Raw genomic sequence first — 21823 nt, forward strand, 5'->3', positions numbered from 1 at the left:
TGAAGTTAGAGGAGAATCACGGGCGCATCGAGGCACGCTGCGGCCTGTCCCGGGTGGCGGAACGGGCCGTTCTCCACCACGACGGGTGCGGAGAGACGCGCGGCCCGCGCGGCGGCGAGCGCGCCCGGGTTCCAGCCGGGAACCGCCGCGTGCGCCCGTTCGACGAGCGGTCGCGCTCGCTCTGCGAGCGCCGAGGTTCGCCGCTCGGGATGGTTCCGCCGCGCGTCCGCTCGCCGCAGCCCCCGCTCGCGCTGGTCGCGCTCCCGGCGCAACCGCGTTTCAGCGGCGTTCAGGCGTTGTTCGGCGGCGACACGCTCCGTCTCCGCGTCCGTCAGTTCGAGCGTTGCTTGGCGGAGGTCGGCGGCGGCCTCGTCGGTCTCCGCGTCGATGTCGCGAAGGGCTTCGAGGCGACCGCTCGCGCGCTCCACGCGCTCTCGCAGGGCAATCACGTCCGCCGTCGCCGCTGCGACCGCGCGCCGCTCGGCCGCTGCGTCCGTGGGTTGTGCGCCCGCGCTGGGTTCGAGATCGCGTGAGGCCGCGACCGCCGCGAGCGCGTCCGCATTCGGTCGGTCGGCCGTCGCGTTGAGGTGGCCGACGTGGCGGTGCGCGGGCCCGGGGCGGCGGCAGACGACCCGCCGACTGTCGGGGTCGCGTATCTCGGTGAGGAGTCGGTGCGGGTCGACGTCGCGGCCGCGGAGGTCGAGCGCCCGCCCGCTCGCGCGAACGCCCGCGACGGCGAGCTTCACAGGTTCGCGTCCCGCATCGCGTCCGTCGCCGGATGGGTCGTTCCCGCGCGGAACTTCGCGTACGGCGTGCTCGCGGACGTCCGGGACTCGTAGGCGTCAGCCGCGTTCCGAACGCGTTCGGGTGCGTCCCGGAATTCGTTCCACGGGCTGGTGCGTTCGACCTGCACGTCGCCGCCGTGTTTCGCGCGGAGGCGGAGCGCGAGAAACGCCCCGAGTTCGGTCTCCGCGAACAGCGCGGCGCGTCCGAACCGCCGCACGATCGTCTCGTCGTACGTTCCGCACATCGTCCGGAGCGTCTGTCGCGAACTCCGGGAGTACGTCACCACGAGCAGCACTATCTTCTATATGAGGATAGAATTAAAATAAGTTCCTATCCGACGTGTTCGAGGTCGAACTCGGCGTCGTCGGCGTCGAGGAGGTCGTGAACGCGTTCGCGGGCCTCGGCCGCCGATTCGGCGACGACGACGAGGCCGTCCGCCCGCGCGTCCCCCCGCGCCCGGTACGCCGCCAGCCCGGATTCGGGTTCGAACTCCGTCGCGTAGGTTCGGAGCACGCCCAGCACGCGCTCTTCCATCCCGTCTAGGTCGATGTCGCCGTGCTCGTAGGCGGACAGGGCGTCCTCCACGTTTCGAAGTGCGCTGATTCTGTCCATCTACGTGGTTCGGAGGTGGCCCTGGCTCGGCTGGTACACCTCGCCCTTCTGTTTGAGCTTCTCTATCTCGTGTTCGGCCTTTGATACCTCCATGCCGACTTCCTCCGCACGGTCGAGTACTTCCTCGACGGGCGCTCCCTCCTCGAACTCCTCCTGGATCTCGCCGATGATGCTCCGGATGTTCTTCACGCGGTCGCGCTGGGTCTTCGACCGCCCCGTCTCCACGACGTCCGCGTCGAACTCGCCGGTCTCCGGATCGACGCCGATGTCCTGCAGGCAGGAGCGGACGATTTCGATGACGCGCTCGGCGTCCTCCCGCGTCACTTCGTCCGCTAACCGGACGCGCGCGGATGCTTCCGCGAGTCGCACGAGCGCCTCCAGCTGCCGGGCGGTCACGGGAACCGGCGAGTCCTCGCCCTGCCCCTCGGCGCGGAGGTCGACGTAGAAGTCCTCGATGGCCTGCCGCGCCTCCTCGCTCATGGTCGGGTAGACGTTCCGCCGCGAGTACGCGATATACTTCCGGAGGAGCTCGGGGTCGACAGCGGGCGCGACCTCCTCCGTCTGCTCCGCGACCTCTTCTTCGCTGAACTCGCTCGACGACACCTTCGAGCGCTGCGTGTTCAGTTCGCCCGCGTAGTTCGTCTGGAGGATGTGGCGCGCGAGCCGCGAGTCCTCCTCGGGGTCGGGCTTGTCCGTCACCGTGAAGATGAGGTCGAACCGCGAGACGAGCGCCGGTTCGAGGTCTATCTGCTCCCCGATGGGTTCGTACTGGTCGAACCGCCCGTACTTCGGGTTCGCCGCCCCCAAGAGACTGCACCGCGACTTGAGGGTGGCGTTGATACCCGCCTTCGACACCGAAATCTGCTGCTGTTCCAATGCCTCGTGCATCGCGGAGCGGTCGTCCGCCGCCATCTTGTCCAGTTCGTCCACCGCCGCGATGCCCTGGTCGGCGAGCACGAGCGCGCCCGCTTCGAGCGTCCACTGCTGACCGTCGCCGAAGTCGTCCCGGACGGCGGCCGCAGTCAACCCCGCGGAACTACTCCCCTTCCCGGACGTGTACACCGACCGCGGCGCGATGTGCCGGATATAGGAGAGCAGCTGGGAGTTGTGTGAGACCACGTTGTTCGAGAGGTACGTGTGCGTTCCCTCGACTTCGAGGTCGTACACCCATTCCTCACTGGGTTCTACGGTCTCGATGGATTCGATGCGCTCCCACGACAGGTCATTCTCGGCGAGCGAGCGCAAGTCCTCGACCACGTCGGCGACGCCGAGACCGGTTTCTATCTCGTCCACGAGCGCACTCTGCGCGGCGGCCACGCGGCCGCCGTCGGGAACCGCGTCGTTTCGCTCGTAGTAGCTCACCATCGTCTGCTCTACGCCCATCTCGTCCGCGAGTGTCGCCTGCGAGACCCGGAGGTCGTCCCGTGCCGCGCTCACGTCGCTCCAGTCGCCGTCCTCTAATCGCCGTTTGGTCTCACGAAGCTCGTCGAGCCGCGCCTCGAACGCTCTCACGACTCGGGAGAGCGACGCGCGACTCGGGTTCCTGTCGCCGCGCTCGTAGTGCTGGTACGTCGACCGAGGGAGTCCGCACTCCGCCTGTGAGAGAAGGAGCGCTTCTCGTACCTCCCGGAGTCGGTCACCTATTTCGGGCACGACATCGGTGTTGGTGTTCGACGGTGTGTCCCCGAACTCGCGGGCCGCGTTCGCCTTCCGGTCGGTAACAAACCCGACACGTTCCACGTACCGCTCGAAATCGTCACCGCTGATTCGGAGCCGATAGCTCCCGTTCTCTCGCGGGCGGAGGCTGGTGGTGACGCCGAACGCGAGCAGGAGCGACCGAACGCCATCCAGCAGTTTCCGGCTCATCGACGCCACGGTCAGTTCGCGCTGCGACGCGGAGACGTGGCCTTCGGAGTCCACGTACGCTCGCAGGAACTCGCGTTTCGTCTTCCGGGTCGCGTTCAGGATGGCGTCGGGGACGCGCTGGTTCGCCGAGCGTTCGAGTATTGCGGGTTCGAGGGTTTCGAGGAAACTGGCGAGTTCGCTCGCACTGCAGCGAACACGTTTCGCCGACGTTCCGGCTCGCTCGCCGTCGGTCGTGTGTTCGAGACCGAGCTCGTCGAGCGCGCGCTCTACATCCCGCAGTATCTCCTCGTCGGCGTTGGTCACGCGCACGTCACCGGTGTTGTCGTCTCGGAGTACGACGTGGCCTTCCGCGATAACGTAGCCGACGAGGCGCGCGAGTGACGGGGTCCACGCGTCGGGGAGGTCGATGTGCGCTCCGCCCGGCGCGCGCGATTCGCGGTATTCGACGTCGAGCGCATCGTCGCCCGTGACAGGGAGTGTACGCGGTGCCGCGACGAACTCGCCTTCGCTGAGCGTGTCGGCGGTTCGAGCGACCGGCTGGCCCGCCGTTTGCGTGAACAGGGGGTGCGAGGGTGTGACTTCGAGTTCGGTTCCGCTCGCCGTTCGGATGCGATACATCCGCTCGGGGGCTTCGCGCTTCCAGACGCGGGTGGCGCGGCGCTCGGTGAGCCTGCCATCTGCAGCCATCGACGGAAGGGGGATGTCCGCGTCGTCCCACACGCCGTCGTCCACGGGCTTCGGGTCGTCGAGGTTCTCCTCGACGAGGTCTCGAATCGCGCGCTCGGAGCCGTCACCGAGAGTTACGCGAGTGTCTCCGTCGACGCACTTCCCCGTTCCGGGGTCTCCGATGAGGAGCATGTGGAGGTCGCCGCGGATGCGGGAGCCGTCCGGGAGGTGTTTCGTGACGCCGGAGAAGAGCTGGAGGAGCATCGCGAGTTTGGCCTGGCGGTGGCCGTAGATGGAGGGCGCGATGGAGTCCACCATCGTCTCGTAGATATCGGGATCCTGCGATATTTCGACGATGTCCTCCTTGTCGTCCTCGTTGATTTCCATGTCCTCGAACTCCTCGTCCTCGATTTCGATGAACGACCCCTCCATGTAGTGGTCGAAGACGGGGGAGTCGTTCTCGGTGTTCGAGTCGTCGAGGCGGAGGACGCCGGTGGCGGTGACGTGGTCGCCCGCGGTCACCCGCCCCGGGATGTCGTCCTCGATGTGGACGTCGATGGCCTGCGGCGTCTCCCCGCCGCTGAGGCCTTCGGGGCTCTCCTGGATGCGGAGCTTCTGGCTGTCCACGAACTCGGACTTCTCCGAGTCGAGCTGGAAGGGGCCCTGGCGTTCGCAGGACTCGCACTGGTAGGGTTCCTGGAAGCCGCCGTCGCCCTGCGGGACGTGCTGTTCGCTCCCGCAGCGCTGGCAGACGAACACGGCCGTCTGAATCTTTGGCTTCACGTCCGTCGCCTTCCGCACGATCCCCTGCACGGCGACGAACGTGTTCATGTGTTCGGCGCGCAGACGCCGGATTTCCGTGGCCTCGCCGAGGTTGCGGACGCGGACGTGCGCCTGTCCGAGCGACACGTCGATGGGGAGGTCGTAGACTCGGAGGGCTTCCTCCGCGGCCTCTTGGAGTTGGTCGGGGTGGCGGACGAAGTCCTCCGCGAAGTCGGGGTCGAACTGGTAGAGGTCGTCCCAGTCGACCACGAGTGACTTCTTGTCCCGCGGGTACTGCCGCGCGAGCGAGCCGACCTCGTCGCTGTAGTACCGACGGAAGAACGTCTCGAAGCGCTCCGTGAGTTCCTGGTCCTGGGACTGCGCCATTCTCTCCGGGATAGGGCGTACTCGCGTAAGAACCTTCCCAACACCCCGACTATATAGACGTCATAGGTATCTTTTTCCGACCATTTCGCCAGTGGTCGATATGCGCCGCCGGGCCTTCCTCAAGACCGCCGCCGCCGGCACGGTCGCCGCCGCGACCGCCGGCCACGCCACCGCCCTCCCCCAGGAAACGATTCCCCCGATCGTCTTCGACTCGACGAGCGCCCTCCTCGACGACTCGATGAATCCCGGACTCGCCGACGACCACGTCGCGGTCTGGGCGCACGAGAGCGCGACTGCCGTCGACGAGGACGGGAACGGCGACACCGTCCCCTACCCGAACAGTCGGCCGCCGCTCGTTGCCGTCGACGGCTCCGTCGTCGGGCTGGGAGCGCCGTTCGCCACTGACAGCGCCGATTTCTCGTACGGGAACGACGAGTTCCTCCTGAACGTCTGGGGCGAGAAGATCGGTGGCGGGACGGTGCTCTGGGACGAGGGGCACGGCCAGTACTACACGCTCTCCAAGTTCTCGCGGTTCGAGGAGTACGCGGAGAACAACGGCTACACGGTGAACGCGACCACCAGCCTGGCCGCGGATCTCCCCGACGCGGACGCCGCTGTCATCACGTCCCCGAACGCGTTCTCCGACGCCGAACTCGACGCGCTCCGGTCGTTCCGCGACAGTGGGGGCGCGGTGTTCCTCCACCACCAGGCCGACTACGGCGGCTACGACAAGACGAACGCGCTCAACGACATCGCGAGCGCGCTCGGCCTCGCGTTCCGGTTCAACGACACCGAAATCGTCGACAGCGACCACAACGCGGGCGCGCCGTACGTCGTCCGGACCGACCAGTTCAACACCGTCTTCCCCTACTTCGCGCCCCGCGAGGGCATCAGCAGCGGGCCGACGTTCGAGGTCGGGGAGCGCTACACCGCGACCGTGACGAACGTCGCCGACGGCGACACCGTGGACGTGGAACTCGACGACGGCGCGACCGAAACCATCCGCATCCTCGGCATCGACACGCCCGAAACCGCCGGGAACGCCGACGCCGAGAACCCCTACGAGTGGGAGGGCCTCGGGGACGAATCGGACGGCCGCGACCCCGACGGCGAGTACCCATACCTCTCGGAGTGGGGTGCGAACGCGTCCCTGCTCGCGGAGGAGACGCTCGCCGGCGAGACCGTCGAGTTCGCGTTCGACCCGAACGAGGGCGTTCGCGGGCCGTACGGCCGCCTCCTCGCCACCATTCACTACGACGCCGACGACTCCGGAACCCGGGACACTAGCTGGTCGCGGACGATGGTCGAAACCGGCCACGGCCGCGTCTACGACTCCGGGTACGCCGGCCACGACGCGCTCGTCCAGGCCGAACTCGACGCACGCGCCGACGGCACCGGCGTCTGGGCGGAGAGCGACCCCGACGACAGCCCGACCCTCGCCAACGACCCCGTCGAATCGCTCGCGTTCCCGAACGCCGTCCCGCTCACCGCAACCGGCGGCGAGGTTCCCGCGGCGTCCGTCGTCGTCGCCGCGCACTCGTCCGCCTCCCGCGCCGACGCACCGCTCGTCGCCGCCGACCCCGACCGCCGGGTCGCGCTCGTCGCGAGCACGTTCCTCGCCGACGACTACGGCTTCCTCGACATCGCCGACGACGCCACGCCCTACGGGAACTACGCGTTCCTCACCAACCTCGCCACCGCGCTCTCGGAGCGCGACGGCTACCTCGCCATCGACGGCGGCCACGGCCAGTTCAGCGCCGCCTACGCGGTCTCAGCGGAGGGCGCGCAGACCTACCAGCGCTACCTCGAAGGCGTCGACCGCGGCATCGAGGGCGTGAACGACTACACGTCCGGCGTCCTCGACGGCGCGAGCGCGCTCCTCGTCACCGCACCCGCGACCGCCCTCGCGGACGGCGAACTCGACGCCCTCCAGTCCTTCCAGGCGGACGGCGGCGCGGTCATCCTCCTCGGCAACGCCACCGCCCCCGGGAACGCCACCGCCCGCCAGAACTCCCTCGCCACCGCCCTCGACACCGATCTCGCGTTCACCACCGGCACAATCACCGACGCCGACCACAACGTCAACGGCAACCCCGCCTACCCGACCACGAACGCCTTCCCCGGCGACGACAGCCTCTTCACCGCCTACGACGGCACGGCCGCTCTCGACCGAAACTCCACTACCACTGAAACGACGACTGCCCAACCGACGACCAGCGCCTCCGGGTCGACACCCGGATTCGGCGCGCTCACCGCCGCCGCCGGCGTGCTCGGCGGCGCAGCCTACGCCCTCCGCGACCGCCTCGACGGCGACTGAACGCAATCCCGCCCCAACGGAGCGCCGCCGCTCTCGAAACCACGCAATAGAGAAGTGGGACCGCCCGAATTTGAATCGGGGTCACGGGCACCCAAGGCCCGAAGTATACCAGGCTAACCCACGGTCCCGCGTCTTTTTCTTGCGCTGGCTGGCGGTAAAGCGTTTCGTTGCGTGGTGAGTGGTTTCTTATTGGGTGTGGTCGTAGCGGGGTGTATGTCTCTCTGTCCTCTATCGCTGCCGTTCGGGATGACGCCCGATATGGTCGTGGTGTTTGCGTTGGTGGGGGTGGCGTTGGTGTTGTTCGCGACGGAGGCGTTACCGATCGATATCACGGCGATTCTGGTGATGGTGTTGTTGATGGTTCTGGAGCCGTGGACTCGTATTTCGGCGCGAGAGGGGATTTCGGGGTTTTCGAGCACGGCGACGATTACGGTGTTGGCGATGCTGATTTTGTCGACGGGGATCAGTCGGACGGGCGTGGTGCAGCGGTTGGGGAACCGGCTCGCTGATTTCGCGGGCGACGATCCGTTCCGGCAGTTGGCGGCGACGGTGGGTGTTGCGGGGCCGGTGTCGGGATTCATCAACAACACGCCGGTGGTGGCGATTCTGGTGCCCGTGATTTCTGACTTGGCGCACGAGGGGAAGACGAGTCCGTCAAAGCTGTTGATTCCGCTGTCGTTCGCGTCGATGCTGGGCGGGATGTTGACGCTCATCGGGACGTCGACGAACATCCTGGCGAGCGACGTGGCGGCGCGGTTGGCGGAGCAGCCGGAGTACGCGGGCCTGGGGTTGCGGGAGTTCTCGATGTTCGAGTTCACGCTCCTCGGCGCCGTGGTGCTCGTCGTCGGTATCGTGTACTTGATGACGGTCGGGTATCGGCTGCTGCCGGAGCGCGTGTTGCCCGAAGAGGACTACGTGGAGGAGTACGAACTCGAGGACTACCTGACGGAGGTCGTGGTGCGGGAGGATTCGCCGGTCGCGGGCGTGACGGTGGAGGACGTGGGCGCGACGACGCCGCTCGACTTCGACATCCTCCAGATCGACCGAGGCGGCGAGTCGTTCGTCGAACCGCTCGACAAGAAGACGCTCCGGCCGGGCGACCTCTTGAAGGTGCGAACCGACCGGACGAGCCTCGAACGCCTGGTCGACCTCGACGGTCTCGACTTGGTGGGCGCTATCACGGGGGACGAACTCGAACCGGAGACGAACGACCAGGGCTTGGTGGAGGTGATCATTCCGGCGCGGAGCGCGCTGGTCGGGGAGACGCTTGCGAGTTCGACGTTCCGCGACCGGTACAACGTGAACGTGCTCGCGTTCCGGTCGCGGGGCGAACTCGTCCGGGAGCGCATGGATCACACGCAATTGAAGGTCGGTGACACCCTGCTCGTTCAGGCGACGACGGGGAGTCTCGACCGGTTGAGTCAGAACCGGGACTTCATCGTCGCGCACGAACCCGACGACCCGGACTACCGGACGGATAAAATCCCGCACGCGGTCGCCATCATCGCGGGCGTCATCGGGTTCGCGGCGATGCCCTGGGGCGTGTTCTCGGGCGTTCCGGTGCTCGACGCGCTGTCGGTGATTCCGACGTTCGACATCGTGACGACGGCGCTCGCCGGCGTGGTGGCGATGGTGCTCGCGGGCGTGCTCAAACCCCCCGAGATCTACGATTCCGTGGACTGGAACGTCATCTTCCTGCTCGCGGGCGTCATCCCGCTCGGAATCGCCATCGAGCAGACGGGCGCGGCCGGTCTCCTCGGGAACGCGGTCGCGAGCACGAACAGATTCCTCCCTGTCATCGGCGTGCTCTGGGTGTTCTACGTCGCGACCGCCCTCCTCACGAACGTCATCAGTAACAACGCGAGCGTCGTGTTGATGATTCCGGTGGCGGTGGAGTCCGCCCAGCAGGTCGGGTCGAACGCGTTCGCGTTCATCCTCGCCGTGATGTTCGCCGCCTCGACGGCGTTCATGACGCCCGTCGGCTACCAGACGAACCTCTTCGTCTACGGACCCGGCGGCTACAAGTTCAGCGACTTCTTCCGCGTCGGCGCGCCTCTCCAACTCCTCCTTTCGTTCGTCACCGTCGGCGGTATCGCCGTCCTCTGGGGTCTCTAAACGTCCTCGCCGTACAGTTCGAGTTCCGCGACTATCTCGAACGGCGTGCGCTCCTTCCGGATGCCGTCGAGAATCTGGAACGCCTCGTCCGGTTCGAGGAAGTGCGAGGTCACAACCTCGCCGAGCGGCGTCGGACTGAATCCGTCGATGAACTCGTACTGGAGCAGTCGCCCCAGCGCCTGCTTCGTCGGAATCTCACCGATCATGCGGTCGTTCAGGCGCTTCGCGCCCTTCCCCGCGACCGTCACGTTCGCGAGCGTCTCCTCGATGGCGCTCGTCTCGTCGTACGTCGTCACCACGTCCTCCATCTCGCCCTTCAGGAGTTTGAACGCGACTTCGTCCTCCGTCATCTCCATGGAGTTGTGGTAGACGCCGTCGGGTTCGACGAGCATGTAGACTTTCCCGCGGTCGTGGTAGTCCGGGCGGCCCGCCCGGCCGAGCATCTGCTCGAACTCCTGCACCGACAGCCACTCGATCCCCATCGCGAGCGAGTCGAACACCACCTGTGAGGCGGGGAAGTCAACGCCCGCCGCGAGCGCTGCGGTCGTCACCACGGCCGCGAGGTCTTGGTCTCCGAACTCGCGCTCGACCTTCTTTCGCTTCCCGTAGTCCAGGCCGGCGTGGTACGCGCCCGCCGGGTAGTCGAGCTTCCGCGCGATTTGGTGGCAGCGCCGCCGCGAGTTCGTGAACACGATGGTCTGTCCCCGGTAGCCTTTCGAGGACTCCTTGTCGAACTCGCGGCGCACGAGCTTGTTGATGATGCGCGGCTTCTCCTGGCCGTCCGCGAACGTCACGTGCCGCTCGATGGGAACCGGACGCTCCTCGAACTCCACGAGGTTCGCGCGCAACCCGCGCGCGAGCACGCCGGGGTTCCCGACGGTCGCGGAGAGGTAAATCCACTGCGCGCCCTCGTACTCGGCGCGCTCCTGCTCGCGCCGCTCGCAGTAGTGCTTCAGGCGACTGATCAGGCCGTCGAGCCGGTGGCCTCGCTCCTCCTCCTGGAGCGTGTGCACCTCGTCGATGACGACCGTCCCGATGTCGCCGAGGTCGCGGCCGGTGCGGAGCGCGTGGTCGATCCCCTCGTAGGTGCCGACGATGATGTCCGCGTTCGGGTCGAACGCCATCCCGTCGTCCCGAATCCGCGACGACCCGACGCGGATGCTGACGTTCGCGATGTCGCCGTAGTCCTCCTCGAAGTCCTCGTGCTTCTGGTTCGCGAGCGCCACCAGCGGCACGAGAAACAGCATCTTCCCCTTCCCGGAGAGCAGCCGATGGAGGCCCGCGATTTCGCCGATGAGCGTCTTCCCGGTCGCCGTCGCGGACACCACGAGCTGGTCGTCGCCGTCCGCCAGGCCGTTTTTCGCCGCGAGCGACTGCACGGGAAGCAGCGTATCGAACCGGTCCTGGAGCCGCTCGCGAATCCCCGGATGGACGTCGAGGTCGCTCACCGGCACGGGGTCGATGTCGTCCGTGTTCGCGCTTATCTCGTCGAACTTCGTCAGGTCGGGGTCGAGCTGGCCCTGCAGGAGGCTCGTGATGCGGTCGAGGTCTTGGATCTCCATGAGCAGATCCTCCAGGCGGTCTTGTGCCGCGCCCGTGAGGTCGCCGTTGAACGCGAGTTCGCGTTCGAGCTCTTGTTTCGCGCAGTCCTGGCAGATGTACTCGCCGTCCGCCTCGATGGCCGTGTCCGTCGTGATGGGCGAGTACCGCCCCTGGTTTGCGCAGTACCGGCACGTCCGCACCGCCTTCGCCTTCTCCGCGAGCTGATACCCCGAGAGCATCTCGCGGAGTTCCTCGCGCTTCGCTCGCCGGGTCTGCTGGCTGATGCGGATGCGGGTCGCTCGGCGCGCGATCTCCACGAACTCGTCCGGCGGCCGCGGGTCTTCCGACGACCCGTCCTTCACGCGGAACTTCACCGGCCGCGGGCCCGCCGCCTTCTCCGCGAGTTCGAGTTTCGCGCGGAACAGCCGCTCGCCGTCCCGCTCCGCCACCACGAGGTACTCCTCGCCGACCTCGTGGAAGAACAACGTATCCACGCGCTGAACCTGCGTCGCCACGATACCCGTTCTACTGCCGCCGGCTATTTCAGGCGTTCGCCTCCGCGCCACGAGCGGCGCGCTCCGCGCGTCCGACCCCGTGGTCGTCCTCACTCGACGAGGTTGATTTCGTCCTCCCCATGCGGGACGACGCAGATGAACGACCCCTCTGTGTCACCCTCGTTTCGATACCAGTGGACGGCGCCTGCGGGGATGAGGAGGCTGTCGCCCGCCGCCACCTCGTACTCCTCGTCACCGATACCCACCGTGTACTCGCCGGAGAGCACGTACTGCTCGTGTTCGACCTCGTTCGTGTGCTCGGGGACGCTCGCCCCCGCGTCGAGGACGAAGCGCCGCATCGCGAAGTTCGGCGCGCCCTCCTCCGATCCGACGAGCACGCCCTTCCGCATCCCGTCCGCCGCGTCAACGGTCTCGTACGATACGTCGTCCGCGCGCCGAACCACTGGCTCGGTCATACCCACGGGTTCGCGTTCCCCCGAGTAAAGCCTTCGCCGGCCACCGGAATTTAAGCCCGTCTCGCTCAACTCCACGGGTATGCGTAGTTTCAAAATCGGGAGCGCGTTCGGCATCCCCATCAAGGTCGATTTGACGTTCCTCCTCATCCTCCCCCTCCTCGCGTGGGTCATCGGTACCCAGGTCGGGGACTGGGTGAACATCCTGAACGGCGTGTTCGGAGCGACCCTCGACCAGACCGTGCTCACGCAGGGTAGCCGCGAGTGGTATCTCGGTCTCGCGGCCGCCGTCGGCCTGTTCGCGGGCGTCGTTCTCCACGAACTCGGTCACTCGCTCGTCGCGATACGGTACGGCTATCCAATCGACTCCATCACGCTCTGGATCCTCGGCGGCATCGCCAGCCTCAGCGAACAACCCGAGGACTGGAAGCACGAACTCTTCATCGCCATCGCCGGACCGATCGTCAGCATCGTGCTCGGCGCGCTCTCCTGGGTCGTGCTCACGCTCTTCCCACCGAGCCTCGACCTCGTGCGGTTCGTGTTCGGCTACCTCGCGCTGATGAACTTCGCGCTCGCCGCGTTCAACCTCCTCCCCGGATTCCCGATGGACGGCGGGCGCGTCCTCCGCGCGCTCCTCGCGCGCAACCGGCCGTTCGCGCGCGCCACGCAGATCGCCGCCGAAGTCGGGAAGCTGTTCGCAATCCTCCTCGGCATCGTCGGCTTGTTCGCGAACCTCTTCCTCATCCTCATCGCGTTCTTCATCTACATCGGCGCGTCCAGCGAGAGCCAGCGCACCACGATGAACGCCGCCTTCGAGGGCGTCACTGTCGACGACGTGATGACGCCCGAGAGCGACCTGAAGACCGTCACGAAGGACACCACGGTCGCCGAACTCATGGAGCGCATGTTCGACGAACGACACACCGGCTACCCCGTCACCGAGAACGGCGAGGTCGTCGGTATGGTGACGCTCGAAGACGCGCGGAACGTCACGGAAGTCGAACGCGACGCGTACACCGTCGCGGACGTGATGACGAACGACGTGTACACGATTCCGCAGTACGACGACGCGATGAGCGCGCTCGAAGCGATGCAGGAACACGGCGTCGGCCGCCTCATCGTCGTGGACGCGAACGGCGACACCGCCGGATTGGTCTCTCGCACGGATCTGATGACCGCGTTCAACATCATTCAGAACACGGGGCGGACGGCGCAGTCACCGTCGCTGCGGGCCTAGTCGTCGAGCTCCACCTCCAGGCCGTGGTCGTCCCGGATGACTTCTTCTAAGTCGACGGTCTGCTCTTCGTCCTCCGGGATGTCGTCGAACGCCACCTTCTCAGTCACCTCGAACGTCCGCGGCGGGAACAGCACGCCGTACGCTGCGCCCACCGAGTGCAGGAAGTTCGTCACCGGCGTCAACACGACCGCGAGCACGGTCATCCGGGGGCTCGTGCCGACCGCCCGCGCGCCGAGCAGACTCCACGCGAACAGAAACCCGAGCAGGCAGAGCGTGCCGAGCGTGTACACCCGCGGATATGGGAGCGCGCCCGGCCGCAGGTAGGCGACCACGGCGAACGCGGGCACGACGAGCGACAACCCCCACGCCGCGTTCCGCAGGCCGTAGAACATCCAGTACCGACGGGGGAGGCCGTGCGCGTCCTCGCGCGACCCCGACATCCACCGGCGGCGCTGCTTCACGAGCGCCCGAACAGAGGGCGGCGCCTGATTCACGAACTGCCGGCGGAGCAAACGGAAGTCGAAGTCGGGGACGTCCGCTGCCTGCCACGCGAACTTCGTGTCCTCGATGAGCGTCTGTCGGTCCCACGTCACCGCGTCCTCGAACTCCCGGCGCACCGCGATACCGCCACCCCACGCGTACAGCGGGACGGACAGCCGATGGAACGCGCGCTGTTCGAGGTGGTAGCCGAGTCGAAACACGTCCGTGAGGTACGCGAGCCGCGACCCCGTGTTCACCGGGCGCTCCGAGAACTGCACGATGTCCGCGTCCGGAAACCCGTCCACGTCCGTGATGAGCGTGTCCTCGTCGAGGTAGAGTACGAACTCCCGGTTACAGGGAACGTTCCGTCGCGCCCACTCCAACGCCCGGCCCTTCCGCTCCGCCACGCAGTCGAACTCCTCGGGCACCACGAACACGTCCGCGCCCGGCACGTCGATATCCTCCTCCGCGACCACCTGCGGTCGCCCCAGCTTCGCCGGCACCGCGTCGACGGTTCGCCGGACCACCTCCGCCGCGTTCACCGTCACAATCCGCACTCGCGCATCCGACGCGTCGTACGGGAACTCCTCCGCCTGCCAGCCACGCGAGAACCACGCCACTTCCACTCCCCACGACACCACCGACACCGCGTACAACGCGAACACCGTCCAGAGAACCGCCGCCAGCCCGGCGTCCCCCAGTGCCCACACGTCCATACCTCCCTCTCACGCCCCTGACAGTTCAAACCCACCGAACGACCCGCGACAGAACCGACGTGGACGTTTCCACTCGTCACGTTCGTCCCTCGTGAAAAAGGTCCAGGTGCGAGAATTGAACCCGCGTCTCAGCCTCCACAAGGCTGAAGGATAGTCCACTACCCCAACCCGGACACTGCACTCTCGGGTAGTCCCCGTGTGCAAATATGCGTTACGAATCAGCCGGGTGTGACGGCGGTGTCGCAGACGGGGCACGCGGCGGAGTCGCCCGTTCCGTCGAGGTCGGTTTCGCTCCCGGTCCAGCCACAGGTCGGACACTGCACGTACTCCGTGGTTGCCATACCTGACACGAGTCAGTGGAGCCCCGAAAAGCCTGTGCCGGGAGACAACACGCTTTTTGCGCGTTCCGCCATAGAGCGAGTGTGGCGTTCCCGGATAAGGTGTACGTGAAGAACCACCGGCAGGTGGTGTCGCAGCTGGACGCGAACTTCCCGAAAGGCGCGTTCCACGGCGCGACGCTCGATGTGCTGTTCAGCGGGAGCAACCTCGATCAGTTGAACGAAGCGACCCAGGAGCGCGTGCTGGACTTCGCGAAGGACTTCCTCGACTGCAACTGCGAGTCGAACCCCTACTGCGGACACCCGGAGCGGAAGTTCATCCAGTACGTGCTCGACCTCCGCGCGCAGGGCCTCGACCCCGAATCCATCGTTGACGTGATGACGGAGGACTACATGGTGTACGCGTACCCGGGCGACGTGTACTCGTTCCTCGACGACGCCGTCCGCACGCTCGAAGCGGTCGAGGAACTCGCGGCCGTCGACGGGAATCCGGAGGCCGAACGGCGGGCGAGCGAGAAGAAACGGGAGCTCTCCGGCTAACCCAGCTGGAACGGTTCGTCCTCGTCCTCGAGGTCGTCGAGGTGGATGACGTCATCCACGTCGTCGCGGTCTTCGAGTTCCGCGCGCAGCTGCGAGATGTACTGCTTGTGCTCGTCGAGCTGGTCGCGGAGGTGTTTCGCTTCCAGTTCGAGGCGTTCGTGTTCGCGAACGAAGCTCTTCGACACCTCGACGGTCGGCGGGAACTCGTCGTCCACGTCTGCCGTCTCGTCCTCCGGGACGACGCGAACCCGCCCGTCGTGTGCGACGAGCTGGTCGACGTAGTCGCGGAACACGGCGGACAAGGAGAGGTCGCGCTCCGCCGCGATGTCGCGGAGAGCGTCGAACGTGTCCTCGTTCACACGGAAGGAGACGGTCTTGTTCTTGTTCCCCATCTCCCGCGTAACTGGCGCGTCCAGTTACTTAACTTATTCCCCGCCTACGCGGGCTGTTCGACCGATTCCTCGTCGTCGAGGCTCTCCAGGGCTTCGATTGCACCCTCGGTGTACCGCGAGAGCGGGAGATCGTACTCCTCCTCGGCGCGGCGGGCGTACTCGTTGCCCTCCTCTTCGAACGTTTCGACGCGTTCGAGGGTGCGTTCGGCGGTCTCCACCACCCAGCGGTCGCGCACGTCGGCGGTGACCTCGGTGATGGACTCGGGCCGCACGGAGACGTTCACGGATCCGTCCTCGGTCTCGTAGGTCCGCGGCTTCCCGACGATGGCGACGTAACTCGGCGTGTCGAGGTCGCGGAGCGCGGACGCGGCTTCCGGCTGGTACTGGCCGGCGTAGACGAAGAACGTCCCGGTCGGGTCGACGACCCGGCCGCGCCAGTACTCGGAGTCCTCGCCCACGTCCTCCGTCTCGGTGAGCGTGCCGACGATGAACACGCGGTTCGCCTGCTCTCCCGTGGGGAGGAGGCTGTAGACGGGCGCGCGCTCGTCGTCGGATTCCTTGAACGTGAACGTGGCGTCGTTGAACTCGGTGGCGAAGACGCGGCGGGCGACCTCGCGCGTGGGGGCACTCTGACTCATTTACATCGACCTCGCTTTGATGAGAACCGCTTCGGCATCATCCGGTGCGGACAGTTCCTCGATGTCGTTCGCGAGCACGTACCGACCGAGCGTCGGCCCGCTCACCCGGTAGTACCGACCGAGCACGCGGTCACGCATCTCGTCGGCGACGACGGTCGTGTCGAGGGCGTCCTTCGCCATCTGCTTCGCCTCCTCCAGGCCGATGCCCGTGAGGGACTCTGTGGACTCGTCGTTGAAGATGACTTCGTGCACGTCCTCGCCGTCGTCCAGCACGCCCTTGATGCGGAGGTCGAACTCGCCCTCGACCTCGCCGTGCTCGCTGCAGCGGCCGTTCTGGAGGACGCGCGTGCAGTCCTCCTCCGGGCAGCGCTTGATCAGGCCGCTCCCGGACTGGATGTCCACGAGCGCGCCCTCGACTGTTTCGGCGTTGTCGCCGACCTCGAGGTCTTCGTCGAGTTCCTCGATGGTCGTCGTGCGGTTGAGCTTCACCGAGAACCGGCCCTGGTACTCGTCGGTCACGACGTTCCCGAACCGGTACACGGTGTCCTCGTCGAGCTCGGGGAGGTCGGACTTCGCCCACTTCGTGAACTTGATCGTGCCCGTCGGGTCGCCCAGGAGACCGACCTGGCCGACGGAGTCGCTCCGCGGCTCCCAGAGGTCGACGACCTTCGCCGTGATGTCCACCCACTGCTCCGCTTCGTCCACGTCCTCGACCTGCACGGTCTCGTTCCCGCCGCGACTCCCGATGTCGTCGCGCTCGAGCCCGGCTTCGTCGAGGTAGTGGCTCTCGACGCTCCGTCGCGCCTCGCTCAGGGGGACTTTGTACTCGGAGACGAGTCTGTCGAGGCGCTCCTCTATCTCGTCTTCGGTGACGTCGACGTGGTCCGAGAACTGTTCGTACAGGTCGCTCGCTGTCTGCTGTATGTCGCTCATCGTTGGTTCCTGTCTCCGCGTGTGTTTCGGTGGGAGACACCTGTGGATAGGCCGTCTTTCCGTATAAACCCTCGTCAACCGGGGTGAAAGTAGAGTTTAGGGGATGGCGACAGACCACCCGGTATGGACACCGTTGCGCTCCTGCTCGCGGGCGGCACCGGCACCCGATTGTACCCCGCGAGCCGGAGCGACCGCCCGAAACAGTTTCTCACACTGGACGGCGAGCGCTCGCTCCTCCGCCGCACCGCCGACCGCGTCGGGTTCGCCGACCACGTCTACGTCGCGACCCGCGAGGCGTACGCCGACCGCGTCCGCGACATCGTCCCCGAAGCCGGCGTGCTCGTCGAACCCGCGGCGAAGGACACCGGGCCCGCGCTCGCGTACGCGACACACCGAATCCGGGAACAGGTCGGTTCGTGCACGGTTCTCTGCCTCCCGAGCGACCACCGGGTCGACGGCGACTTCGAACCGACCGCTCGAACCGCGCTCGCCGCCGCCCGCGACGGCTTCCTCGCGACGGTGGGCGTCGAACCCACGCGGCCCGCCACCGGCTACGGCTACATCGAACCCGGCGCGGCGCACGACGGCTACCGCGAGGTCGCCGCGTTCCACGAGAAACCCGACGCGGACACCGCCCGCCGGTATGTCGAACGCGGCTGGCTCTGGAACGCCGGCATGTTCGCGTGGGCGCCCGACGCGTTCCTCGCGGCCGCACGGGACGGCCCGCTCGCCCCGCTCGTGGACGCGCTCGATGCGGGAGACCCGGAACGCGGATTTGCGGCCGTTGAGTCCGTAAGCGTGGACTACAGCGTGATGGAAGCCACTGATCAGGCCGCCGTCGTCCCCGCGGATTTCGACTGGGACGACCTCGGGTCGTGGGACGCCCTGGCTCGCGTCCGCGACACCGACGCCGACGGAAACGCCGTCCTCGGTGACGCACTCGCCATCGACACCGCGGACTCGGTGCTCGCGAGCGACGACAAACACGTCACCGCCATCGGCGTCGAGAATCTGGTCGTCGCGGCCTACGACGACCGCGTGCTCGTCGTTCCCCGCGGGGAGAGCCAGCGCGTCCGCGACGCCGTGCGCGAACTCCGCGAAACCGACCTGTTCTAGTCGGGCGAGACCTGTACCCGCACGTCGCCCTCTCGCGTCACACTCACGATAACAGGCGTCCGAACCTCCCGCCCGGAAATCGCGTCCCCCGCCGCCTCGCTCACGCGCGTCATCATATCCACGGCCGAATACGCGACTTTCACGCCCGCGTCGTCGCACGCGTCGAACACGGTCTCCGGCACGTCGTAGAGATCCGTTCCTTCCTCGACCTCCACCTGCACCGGCGCTTCCAGCGCGTCGGCGAACGCCACGGTCTCTCGCGCCTTCGCCACGTTCTCCCGCGCCGCCGCTTCCACATTCGAGATGTTCGCACGGGACGTTCCGAGCGACGCCGCGATATCCGCCTGCGCCACCCCACGCTCGCGCAACGCCAAGACCTCCGCTTGCCGCCGCGTCAACACGTTCTCCGACGCGTCGAACCCCGTCCGCGCCAGGAGGTCGTCCGCGTCGATCAACTCCCCCAGAAGTTCTCCCGACTCCCCAGCCGCGGATCGTCCTCCTCTTCCCCGCTCTCGCGGCCCTCCGTGTCCGCCGCCGTCGCGTCCTCGACCTCGCCGTCCTCGTCGGGAAGCTTCTCGATGAGGTCCGCGCGGGCGTAGTTCGACTTCACGTTCGTCACTTCCGCCCGCACCCGCGCCGGCGGCAACACGCCATCCACCATCACGATGAACCCGGTTCCCTCGTGGCGGCCCACGCCAGCCCCCGACTCGTGCATGTCCTCCACGTCGATGACGATCTCTTCACCGGGAACCACCGGCGCGGTTTTCAACTCCTCTATGGGTTGATTGTAGTTGTTACACCACTCCTTCCCGCCTCGGTCCCCGTAATACTGACACCCCATCCCCTCGATCCGCTCCGAGAAGCCCGGGCATTCGTCCGCGATTGGACAGTCGGCCATACCACGTCTTCGCGCCGCGCGCTCTAAAAGCGTTCCTCACCCACCGTTTTACTCTGCGGGTCGCCGGAGGCGACCCCTCCTCCAAAAAATCTGGACCAAAAAACGCCGAGCGGCTCTGCCGCTCGGTACGAATCTGGGTCTCTACCGCCCCGCTCCGCATTCGCCCTGTTCCGCGCCCCCTCACGTGTTCGTCCCGTCCACTGACACGAGCGCAAGACTCATACGCGCGCCGGACAACCGCGTTGGCGTGGAGTTCGCCCCAGTCGTCGCGTGGCTGGGAGTCGTCCTCGCGCTCGCCGCCGCTGCCCTCCCCATCGCCGACCGCGTGTTCCGCGGGTTCCCCGACAGCGGCGCGTCGTTCGCCCCAGCGACGGCCCTCGCCACCGTCACGGTCTTCGCGTACTGGCTCGGCCACCTCGCCTACGGCCGGTTCGTCAGCCTCGCCGCCGCCGGCGTCCTCGTCCTCGTCGGCGTCGCGCTCTGGGGCTGGCGACGCCCCCGCCTCGCTCGCGCCCGCCTCCCGTTCGCCGTTTTCCTGCTCGCGTTCGCCTTTCTGGTGGTCGTGCGCGCGTACGACCCCGGAATTCATCCGGCCGGCGGCGAGAAGTTCCTCGACTTCGGCCTCCTGAACGTCATCCTCCGCGCCGACTACCTCCCGCCCGAGGACGTGTGGTTCGCGGGCGAACGCCTCCGATATTACTACGGCGCGCAACTCGCCACAGCGACCCTCGTCCACCTCACCGGCGTCACGCCGAGCGTCGCGTACAACCTCGCGCTCGCCACGTTCTACGCCACGCTCGTCACCGGCGCGTTCGGCCTCGCGCGCGCCGCCGCCACCCACACCGACCGGGACGGCGTCCTCGCCGGCGTCCTCGCCGCGTTCCTCGTCGGTCTCGCCGGCACGCTCGCCACGCCGGTTCGCTTCCTGCTCGCGAACCTCGCGCCCGGGTTCGCGGCCGACCACGCCGCGTTCGCCTTCACCGGCATCCGCACCACCATTCCGAACGCCGTCGAGGCGGTCGCGGCCGACTGGTCGTTCTAGCTCGGGCGCTACGTCATCGAGGGAACCCTGACCGTCTCCCCGTTCTGGGCGTACCTCAACGGCGACCTGCACGCGCACGTCGTCGCCGCGCCCTTCCTCGTTCTCGTCGCCGCGCTCGCCTACACGGTCTTCCGCGCCCGCGGACGCGCCCGGCTTGTCCGCCTCGCGTTGCTCGGCGTCGCCGGCGGCTTCCTCACGCTCGTCAACACGTGGGGGCTCCCCACGACCATCGGCCTCGCCGCGCTCGCGCTCGCGTTCTCCCCGCACACGCCCAGCCCCCGACAATTCGCCAGTTCGGTCGCGAACGAACTCGCGCGGTACGCCAGCGCCGTCGCCGGCGCGCTCACCGTCGCCGCGCTCGCCGTGCTCGTCGCCGCGCCCTTCCTCCTCTTCCACACGCCCGTCACCCACGGTGTCGGCTTCCTCCCGCCGCGCACCGCCCTCGGCCCGCTCCTCCTCGCCTACGGCGTCTTCCTCGCCGCGTTCGCGCTCGCCGTCCGCCGGTACGACCTCTCAGCCCCCCGTCCGCGCGTGGCGTTCGCGCTCGGTCTCCTCGCCGCCGCCCTTGCGGGCGTCCTGCTCGCACTCGACCTCGCCGCTGTCGTCGTCGTCGGCCCGCTCCTTGCCGCCGGCTGGTACGTCCTCCGCCGCCGCACGCCCGCGTTCTGGCTCGTCCTCCTCGTCGCCGGCGCCGGCCTCGTCCTCGCCGTCGAATTCGCGTACGCTCGCGTCTACCCCTTCGACCCCGCCGTCCCCCGCTGGAACACCGTGTACAAGGTCTCGATGCAGGTCTGGGTGCTCTGGGGAATCGGCGCCGCCGTCGCCGCCGCCGGCGTCCTCGAACGCGCCGCCGCCCGCGTTCGCTCCGCCGCCCCGCCGCTCCGCACCGCACGCGCGCTCGCCCCTGCCGTCGTCGTCGCCGTCCTCCTGCTCGGAGCCGCCGTCTTCCCCGCCGCGGCGCTCGTCCAGCACCACACTCTCGCCGGGGATCAACCCAGCCTCGACGGCACCCGCTACGTCGAGACCTACCACCCTTACGAGGCCGCCGCCGTCGACTGGCTCGACAGCCACGTCGACGGCACTCCGACGCTCCTCTCGAAACCCGGCCGCACCACCTACACGTGGGTCAACGCGCCCTCCAGCCTCACCGGCATCCCCACTGTCGTCGGCTGGACGCACGAGAAGGGCTACCGCGGCGTCGACGCCTACACGACTCGCGCCACTGACGCCGCCTACATGCTCGACGCCGACTGGGACGCCGCCGCCCTCCTCCTCGACTACTACGACGTCCAGTACGTCTACTACGGCCCGAACGAGCGCGAAGCCTACGGGCCCAGCATCTACGACAACCGCACCGGCGTCACCGTCGCCTACCAGAACGAGGAAGTCACCATCTACGAAATCGACGCCGACGAAGCCTGCACCGCCGTCCGCGACAGCTGCCCGCCGGTCTCACCGTCGAGCTAACACTAA

At 67.5% G+C, this 21823-nt stretch carries 18 protein-coding genes, 2 tRNA genes and 1 pseudogene; 6 read left to right on the forward strand and 15 right to left on the reverse strand.

Annotated elements, in window-relative coordinates; translation table 11 throughout:
* Nucleotides 1-5: 5 nt before the first annotated feature.
* Genes FQU85_RS05305 through FQU85_RS05320 form a run of 4 tightly spaced genes read right to left on the reverse strand, consistent with a single transcriptional unit; the run spans nucleotide 6 to nucleotide 5079 of the window.
* Nucleotides 6-746, reverse strand: a complete 741-nt coding sequence (locus tag FQU85_RS05305; protein ID WP_145845267.1) for a hypothetical protein — start codon at nucleotides 744-746, stop codon at nucleotides 6-8.
* A complete protein-coding gene (locus FQU85_RS05310; RefSeq protein ID WP_145845269.1) occupies nucleotides 743-1081 on the reverse strand; it encodes a hypothetical protein in 339 nt (112 codons plus the stop codon). The genes FQU85_RS05305 and FQU85_RS05310 overlap by 4 nt, the downstream gene beginning before the upstream one ends.
* Before the next feature lie 35 nt (nucleotides 1082-1116).
* Nucleotides 1117-1398 carry a hypothetical protein gene (locus tag FQU85_RS05315; protein WP_145845271.1) on the reverse strand — a complete coding sequence of 94 codons (282 nt, stop codon included), beginning with the start codon at nucleotides 1396-1398 and terminating at the stop codon, nucleotides 1117-1119.
* Nucleotides 1399-5079, reverse strand: a complete 3681-nt coding sequence (locus tag FQU85_RS05320; RefSeq protein ID WP_145845273.1) for an LAGLIDADG family homing endonuclease — start codon at nucleotides 5077-5079, stop codon at nucleotides 1399-1401.
* Nucleotides 5080-5179: 100 nt separating this feature from the next.
* Here FQU85_RS05320 and FQU85_RS05325 point away from each other — a divergent pair, with 100 nt between their 5' ends.
* Nucleotides 5180-7396 (forward strand): thermonuclease family protein, encoded by a 2217-nt coding sequence (locus FQU85_RS05325; RefSeq protein ID WP_145845276.1) that lies wholly within the window; start codon nucleotides 5180-5182, stop codon nucleotides 7394-7396.
* A 55-nt stretch (nucleotides 7397-7451) separates the two neighbouring features.
* Here FQU85_RS05325 and FQU85_RS05330 read toward each other — a convergent pair.
* Nucleotides 7452-7524: transfer RNA gene (locus tag FQU85_RS05330), tRNA-Pro, on the reverse strand.
* 61 nt (nucleotides 7525-7585) lie between these two features.
* On the opposite strand from FQU85_RS05330, the gene FQU85_RS05335 reads away from it, so the two are divergent.
* A complete protein-coding gene (locus tag FQU85_RS05335) occupies nucleotides 7586-9511 on the forward strand; it encodes an SLC13 family permease (protein WP_370516768.1) in 1926 nt (641 codons plus the stop codon).
* On the opposite strand, the gene FQU85_RS05340 is transcribed toward FQU85_RS05335, so the two are convergent.
* Complete coding sequence (locus FQU85_RS05340) at nucleotides 9508-11568, reverse strand: DEAD/DEAH box helicase (protein ID WP_145845280.1); 2061 nt, start codon at nucleotides 11566-11568, stop codon at nucleotides 9508-9510. The genes FQU85_RS05335 and FQU85_RS05340 overlap by 4 nt on opposite strands.
* Before the next feature lie 89 nt (nucleotides 11569-11657).
* On the reverse strand, nucleotides 11658-12023 hold the full coding sequence (locus tag FQU85_RS05345) for a cupin domain-containing protein (RefSeq protein WP_145845282.1): 366 nt from the start codon (nucleotides 12021-12023) through the stop codon (nucleotides 11658-11660).
* A 79-nt stretch (nucleotides 12024-12102) separates the two neighbouring features.
* Between FQU85_RS05345 and FQU85_RS05350 the strand changes: the two genes are divergently transcribed.
* Complete coding sequence (locus FQU85_RS05350) at nucleotides 12103-13257, forward strand: M50 family metallopeptidase (RefSeq protein WP_145845284.1); 1155 nt, start codon at nucleotides 12103-12105, stop codon at nucleotides 13255-13257.
* Here the strand turns inward: FQU85_RS05350 and FQU85_RS05355 are convergent.
* From FQU85_RS05355 to FQU85_RS13705, 3 genes are all read right to left on the reverse strand, one after another.
* The gene (locus FQU85_RS05355; protein WP_145845286.1) at nucleotides 13254-14453 is read right to left on the reverse strand and encodes a glycosyltransferase family 2 protein; all 1200 of its coding nucleotides are present in this window, start codon (nucleotides 14451-14453) and stop codon (nucleotides 13254-13256) included. The genes FQU85_RS05350 and FQU85_RS05355 overlap by 4 nt on opposite strands.
* Before the next feature lie 100 nt (nucleotides 14454-14553).
* A tRNA-His gene (locus FQU85_RS05360) sits at nucleotides 14554-14626 on the reverse strand.
* Nucleotides 14627-14671: 45 nt separating this feature from the next.
* On the reverse strand, nucleotides 14672-14794 hold the full coding sequence (locus FQU85_RS13705) for a hypothetical protein (RefSeq protein WP_255473819.1): 123 nt from the start codon (nucleotides 14792-14794) through the stop codon (nucleotides 14672-14674).
* A gap of 81 nt (nucleotides 14795-14875) precedes the next feature.
* Between FQU85_RS13705 and FQU85_RS05365 the strand changes: the two genes are divergently transcribed.
* Nucleotides 14876-15331: a DUF5814 domain-containing protein gene (locus FQU85_RS05365; protein WP_145845288.1), complete on the forward strand. Its 456-nt coding sequence runs from the start codon at nucleotides 14876-14878 to the stop codon at nucleotides 15329-15331.
* Here FQU85_RS05365 and FQU85_RS05370 read toward each other — a convergent pair.
* From FQU85_RS05370 to FQU85_RS05380, 3 genes are read right to left on the reverse strand one after another with little or no spacing between them, the layout of a single operon-like run.
* On the reverse strand, nucleotides 15328-15723 hold the full coding sequence (locus tag FQU85_RS05370) for a CopG family transcriptional regulator (protein WP_145845290.1): 396 nt from the start codon (nucleotides 15721-15723) through the stop codon (nucleotides 15328-15330). The genes FQU85_RS05365 and FQU85_RS05370 overlap by 4 nt on opposite strands.
* 44 nt (nucleotides 15724-15767) lie before the next feature.
* Complete coding sequence (locus FQU85_RS05375; RefSeq protein WP_145845292.1) at nucleotides 15768-16361, reverse strand: RPA family protein; 594 nt, start codon at nucleotides 16359-16361, stop codon at nucleotides 15768-15770.
* Nucleotides 16362-17294 carry a replication factor A gene (locus FQU85_RS05380; RefSeq protein WP_145845294.1) on the reverse strand — a complete coding sequence of 311 codons (933 nt, stop codon included), beginning with the start codon at nucleotides 17292-17294 and terminating at the stop codon, nucleotides 16362-16364.
* A 123-nt stretch (nucleotides 17295-17417) separates the two neighbouring features.
* Between FQU85_RS05380 and FQU85_RS05385 the strand changes: the two genes are divergently transcribed.
* Nucleotides 17418-18410 carry a mannose-1-phosphate guanylyltransferase gene (locus FQU85_RS05385; protein WP_145845299.1) on the forward strand — a complete coding sequence of 331 codons (993 nt, stop codon included), beginning with the start codon at nucleotides 17418-17420 and terminating at the stop codon, nucleotides 18408-18410.
* Here FQU85_RS05385 and FQU85_RS05390 read toward each other — a convergent pair.
* A complete protein-coding gene (locus tag FQU85_RS05390) occupies nucleotides 18407-18865 on the reverse strand; it encodes a Tfx family DNA-binding protein (protein ID WP_145845303.1) in 459 nt (152 codons plus the stop codon). The genes FQU85_RS05385 and FQU85_RS05390 overlap by 4 nt on opposite strands.
* The gene (locus FQU85_RS05395; RefSeq protein ID WP_145845306.1) at nucleotides 18862-19308 is read right to left on the reverse strand and encodes a TRAM domain-containing protein; all 447 of its coding nucleotides are present in this window, start codon (nucleotides 19306-19308) and stop codon (nucleotides 18862-18864) included. Before FQU85_RS05395 ends, FQU85_RS05390 begins: the two co-directional genes overlap by 4 nt.
* Before the next feature lie 325 nt (nucleotides 19309-19633).
* On the opposite strand from FQU85_RS05395, the pseudogene FQU85_RS05405 reads away from it, so the two are divergent.
* Nucleotides 19634-21817 (forward strand): annotated as a pseudogene (locus tag FQU85_RS05405) (DUF2298 domain-containing protein).
* Nucleotides 21818-21823 lie beyond the last annotated feature (6 nt).

It is taken from the genome of Salarchaeum sp. JOR-1 (assembly GCF_007833275.1).
In the GTDB taxonomy this organism is placed as follows: Archaea; Halobacteriota; Halobacteria; order Halobacteriales; family Halobacteriaceae; genus Salarchaeum.

Coding starts and splice junctions, on each gene's coding strand:
- FQU85_RS05315 (WP_145845271.1), bottom strand. CDS start 1,398: ATGGACAGAATCAGCGCACTTCGAAACGTGGAGGACGCCCTGTCCGCC.
- FQU85_RS05320 (WP_145845273.1), bottom strand. CDS start 5,079: ATGGCGCAGTCCCAGGACCAGGAACTCACGGAGCGCTTCGAGACGTTC.
- FQU85_RS05325 (WP_145845276.1), top strand. CDS start 5,180: ATGCGCCGCCGGGCCTTCCTCAAGACCGCCGCCGCCGGCACGGTCGCC.
- FQU85_RS05345 (WP_145845282.1), bottom strand. CDS start 12,023: ATGACCGAGCCAGTGGTTCGGCGCGCGGACGACGTATCGTACGAGACC.
- FQU85_RS05350 (WP_145845284.1), top strand. CDS start 12,103: ATGCGTAGTTTCAAAATCGGGAGCGCGTTCGGCATCCCCATCAAGGTC.
- FQU85_RS05355 (WP_145845286.1), bottom strand. CDS start 14,453: ATGGACGTGTGGGCACTGGGGGACGCCGGGCTGGCGGCGGTTCTCTGG.
- FQU85_RS13705 (WP_255473819.1), bottom strand. CDS start 14,794: ATGGCAACCACGGAGTACGTGCAGTGTCCGACCTGTGGCTGGACCGGG.
- FQU85_RS05370 (WP_145845290.1), bottom strand. CDS start 15,723: ATGGGGAACAAGAACAAGACCGTCTCCTTCCGTGTGAACGAGGACACG.
- FQU85_RS05375 (WP_145845292.1), bottom strand. CDS start 16,361: ATGAGTCAGAGTGCCCCCACGCGCGAGGTCGCCCGCCGCGTCTTCGCC.
- FQU85_RS05380 (WP_145845294.1), bottom strand. CDS start 17,294: ATGAGCGACATACAGCAGACAGCGAGCGACCTGTACGAACAGTTCTCG.
- FQU85_RS05385 (WP_145845299.1), top strand. CDS start 17,418: ATGGACACCGTTGCGCTCCTGCTCGCGGGCGGCACCGGCACCCGATTG.
- FQU85_RS05395 (WP_145845306.1), bottom strand. CDS start 19,308: ATGGCCGACTGTCCAATCGCGGACGAATGCCCGGGCTTCTCGGAGCGG.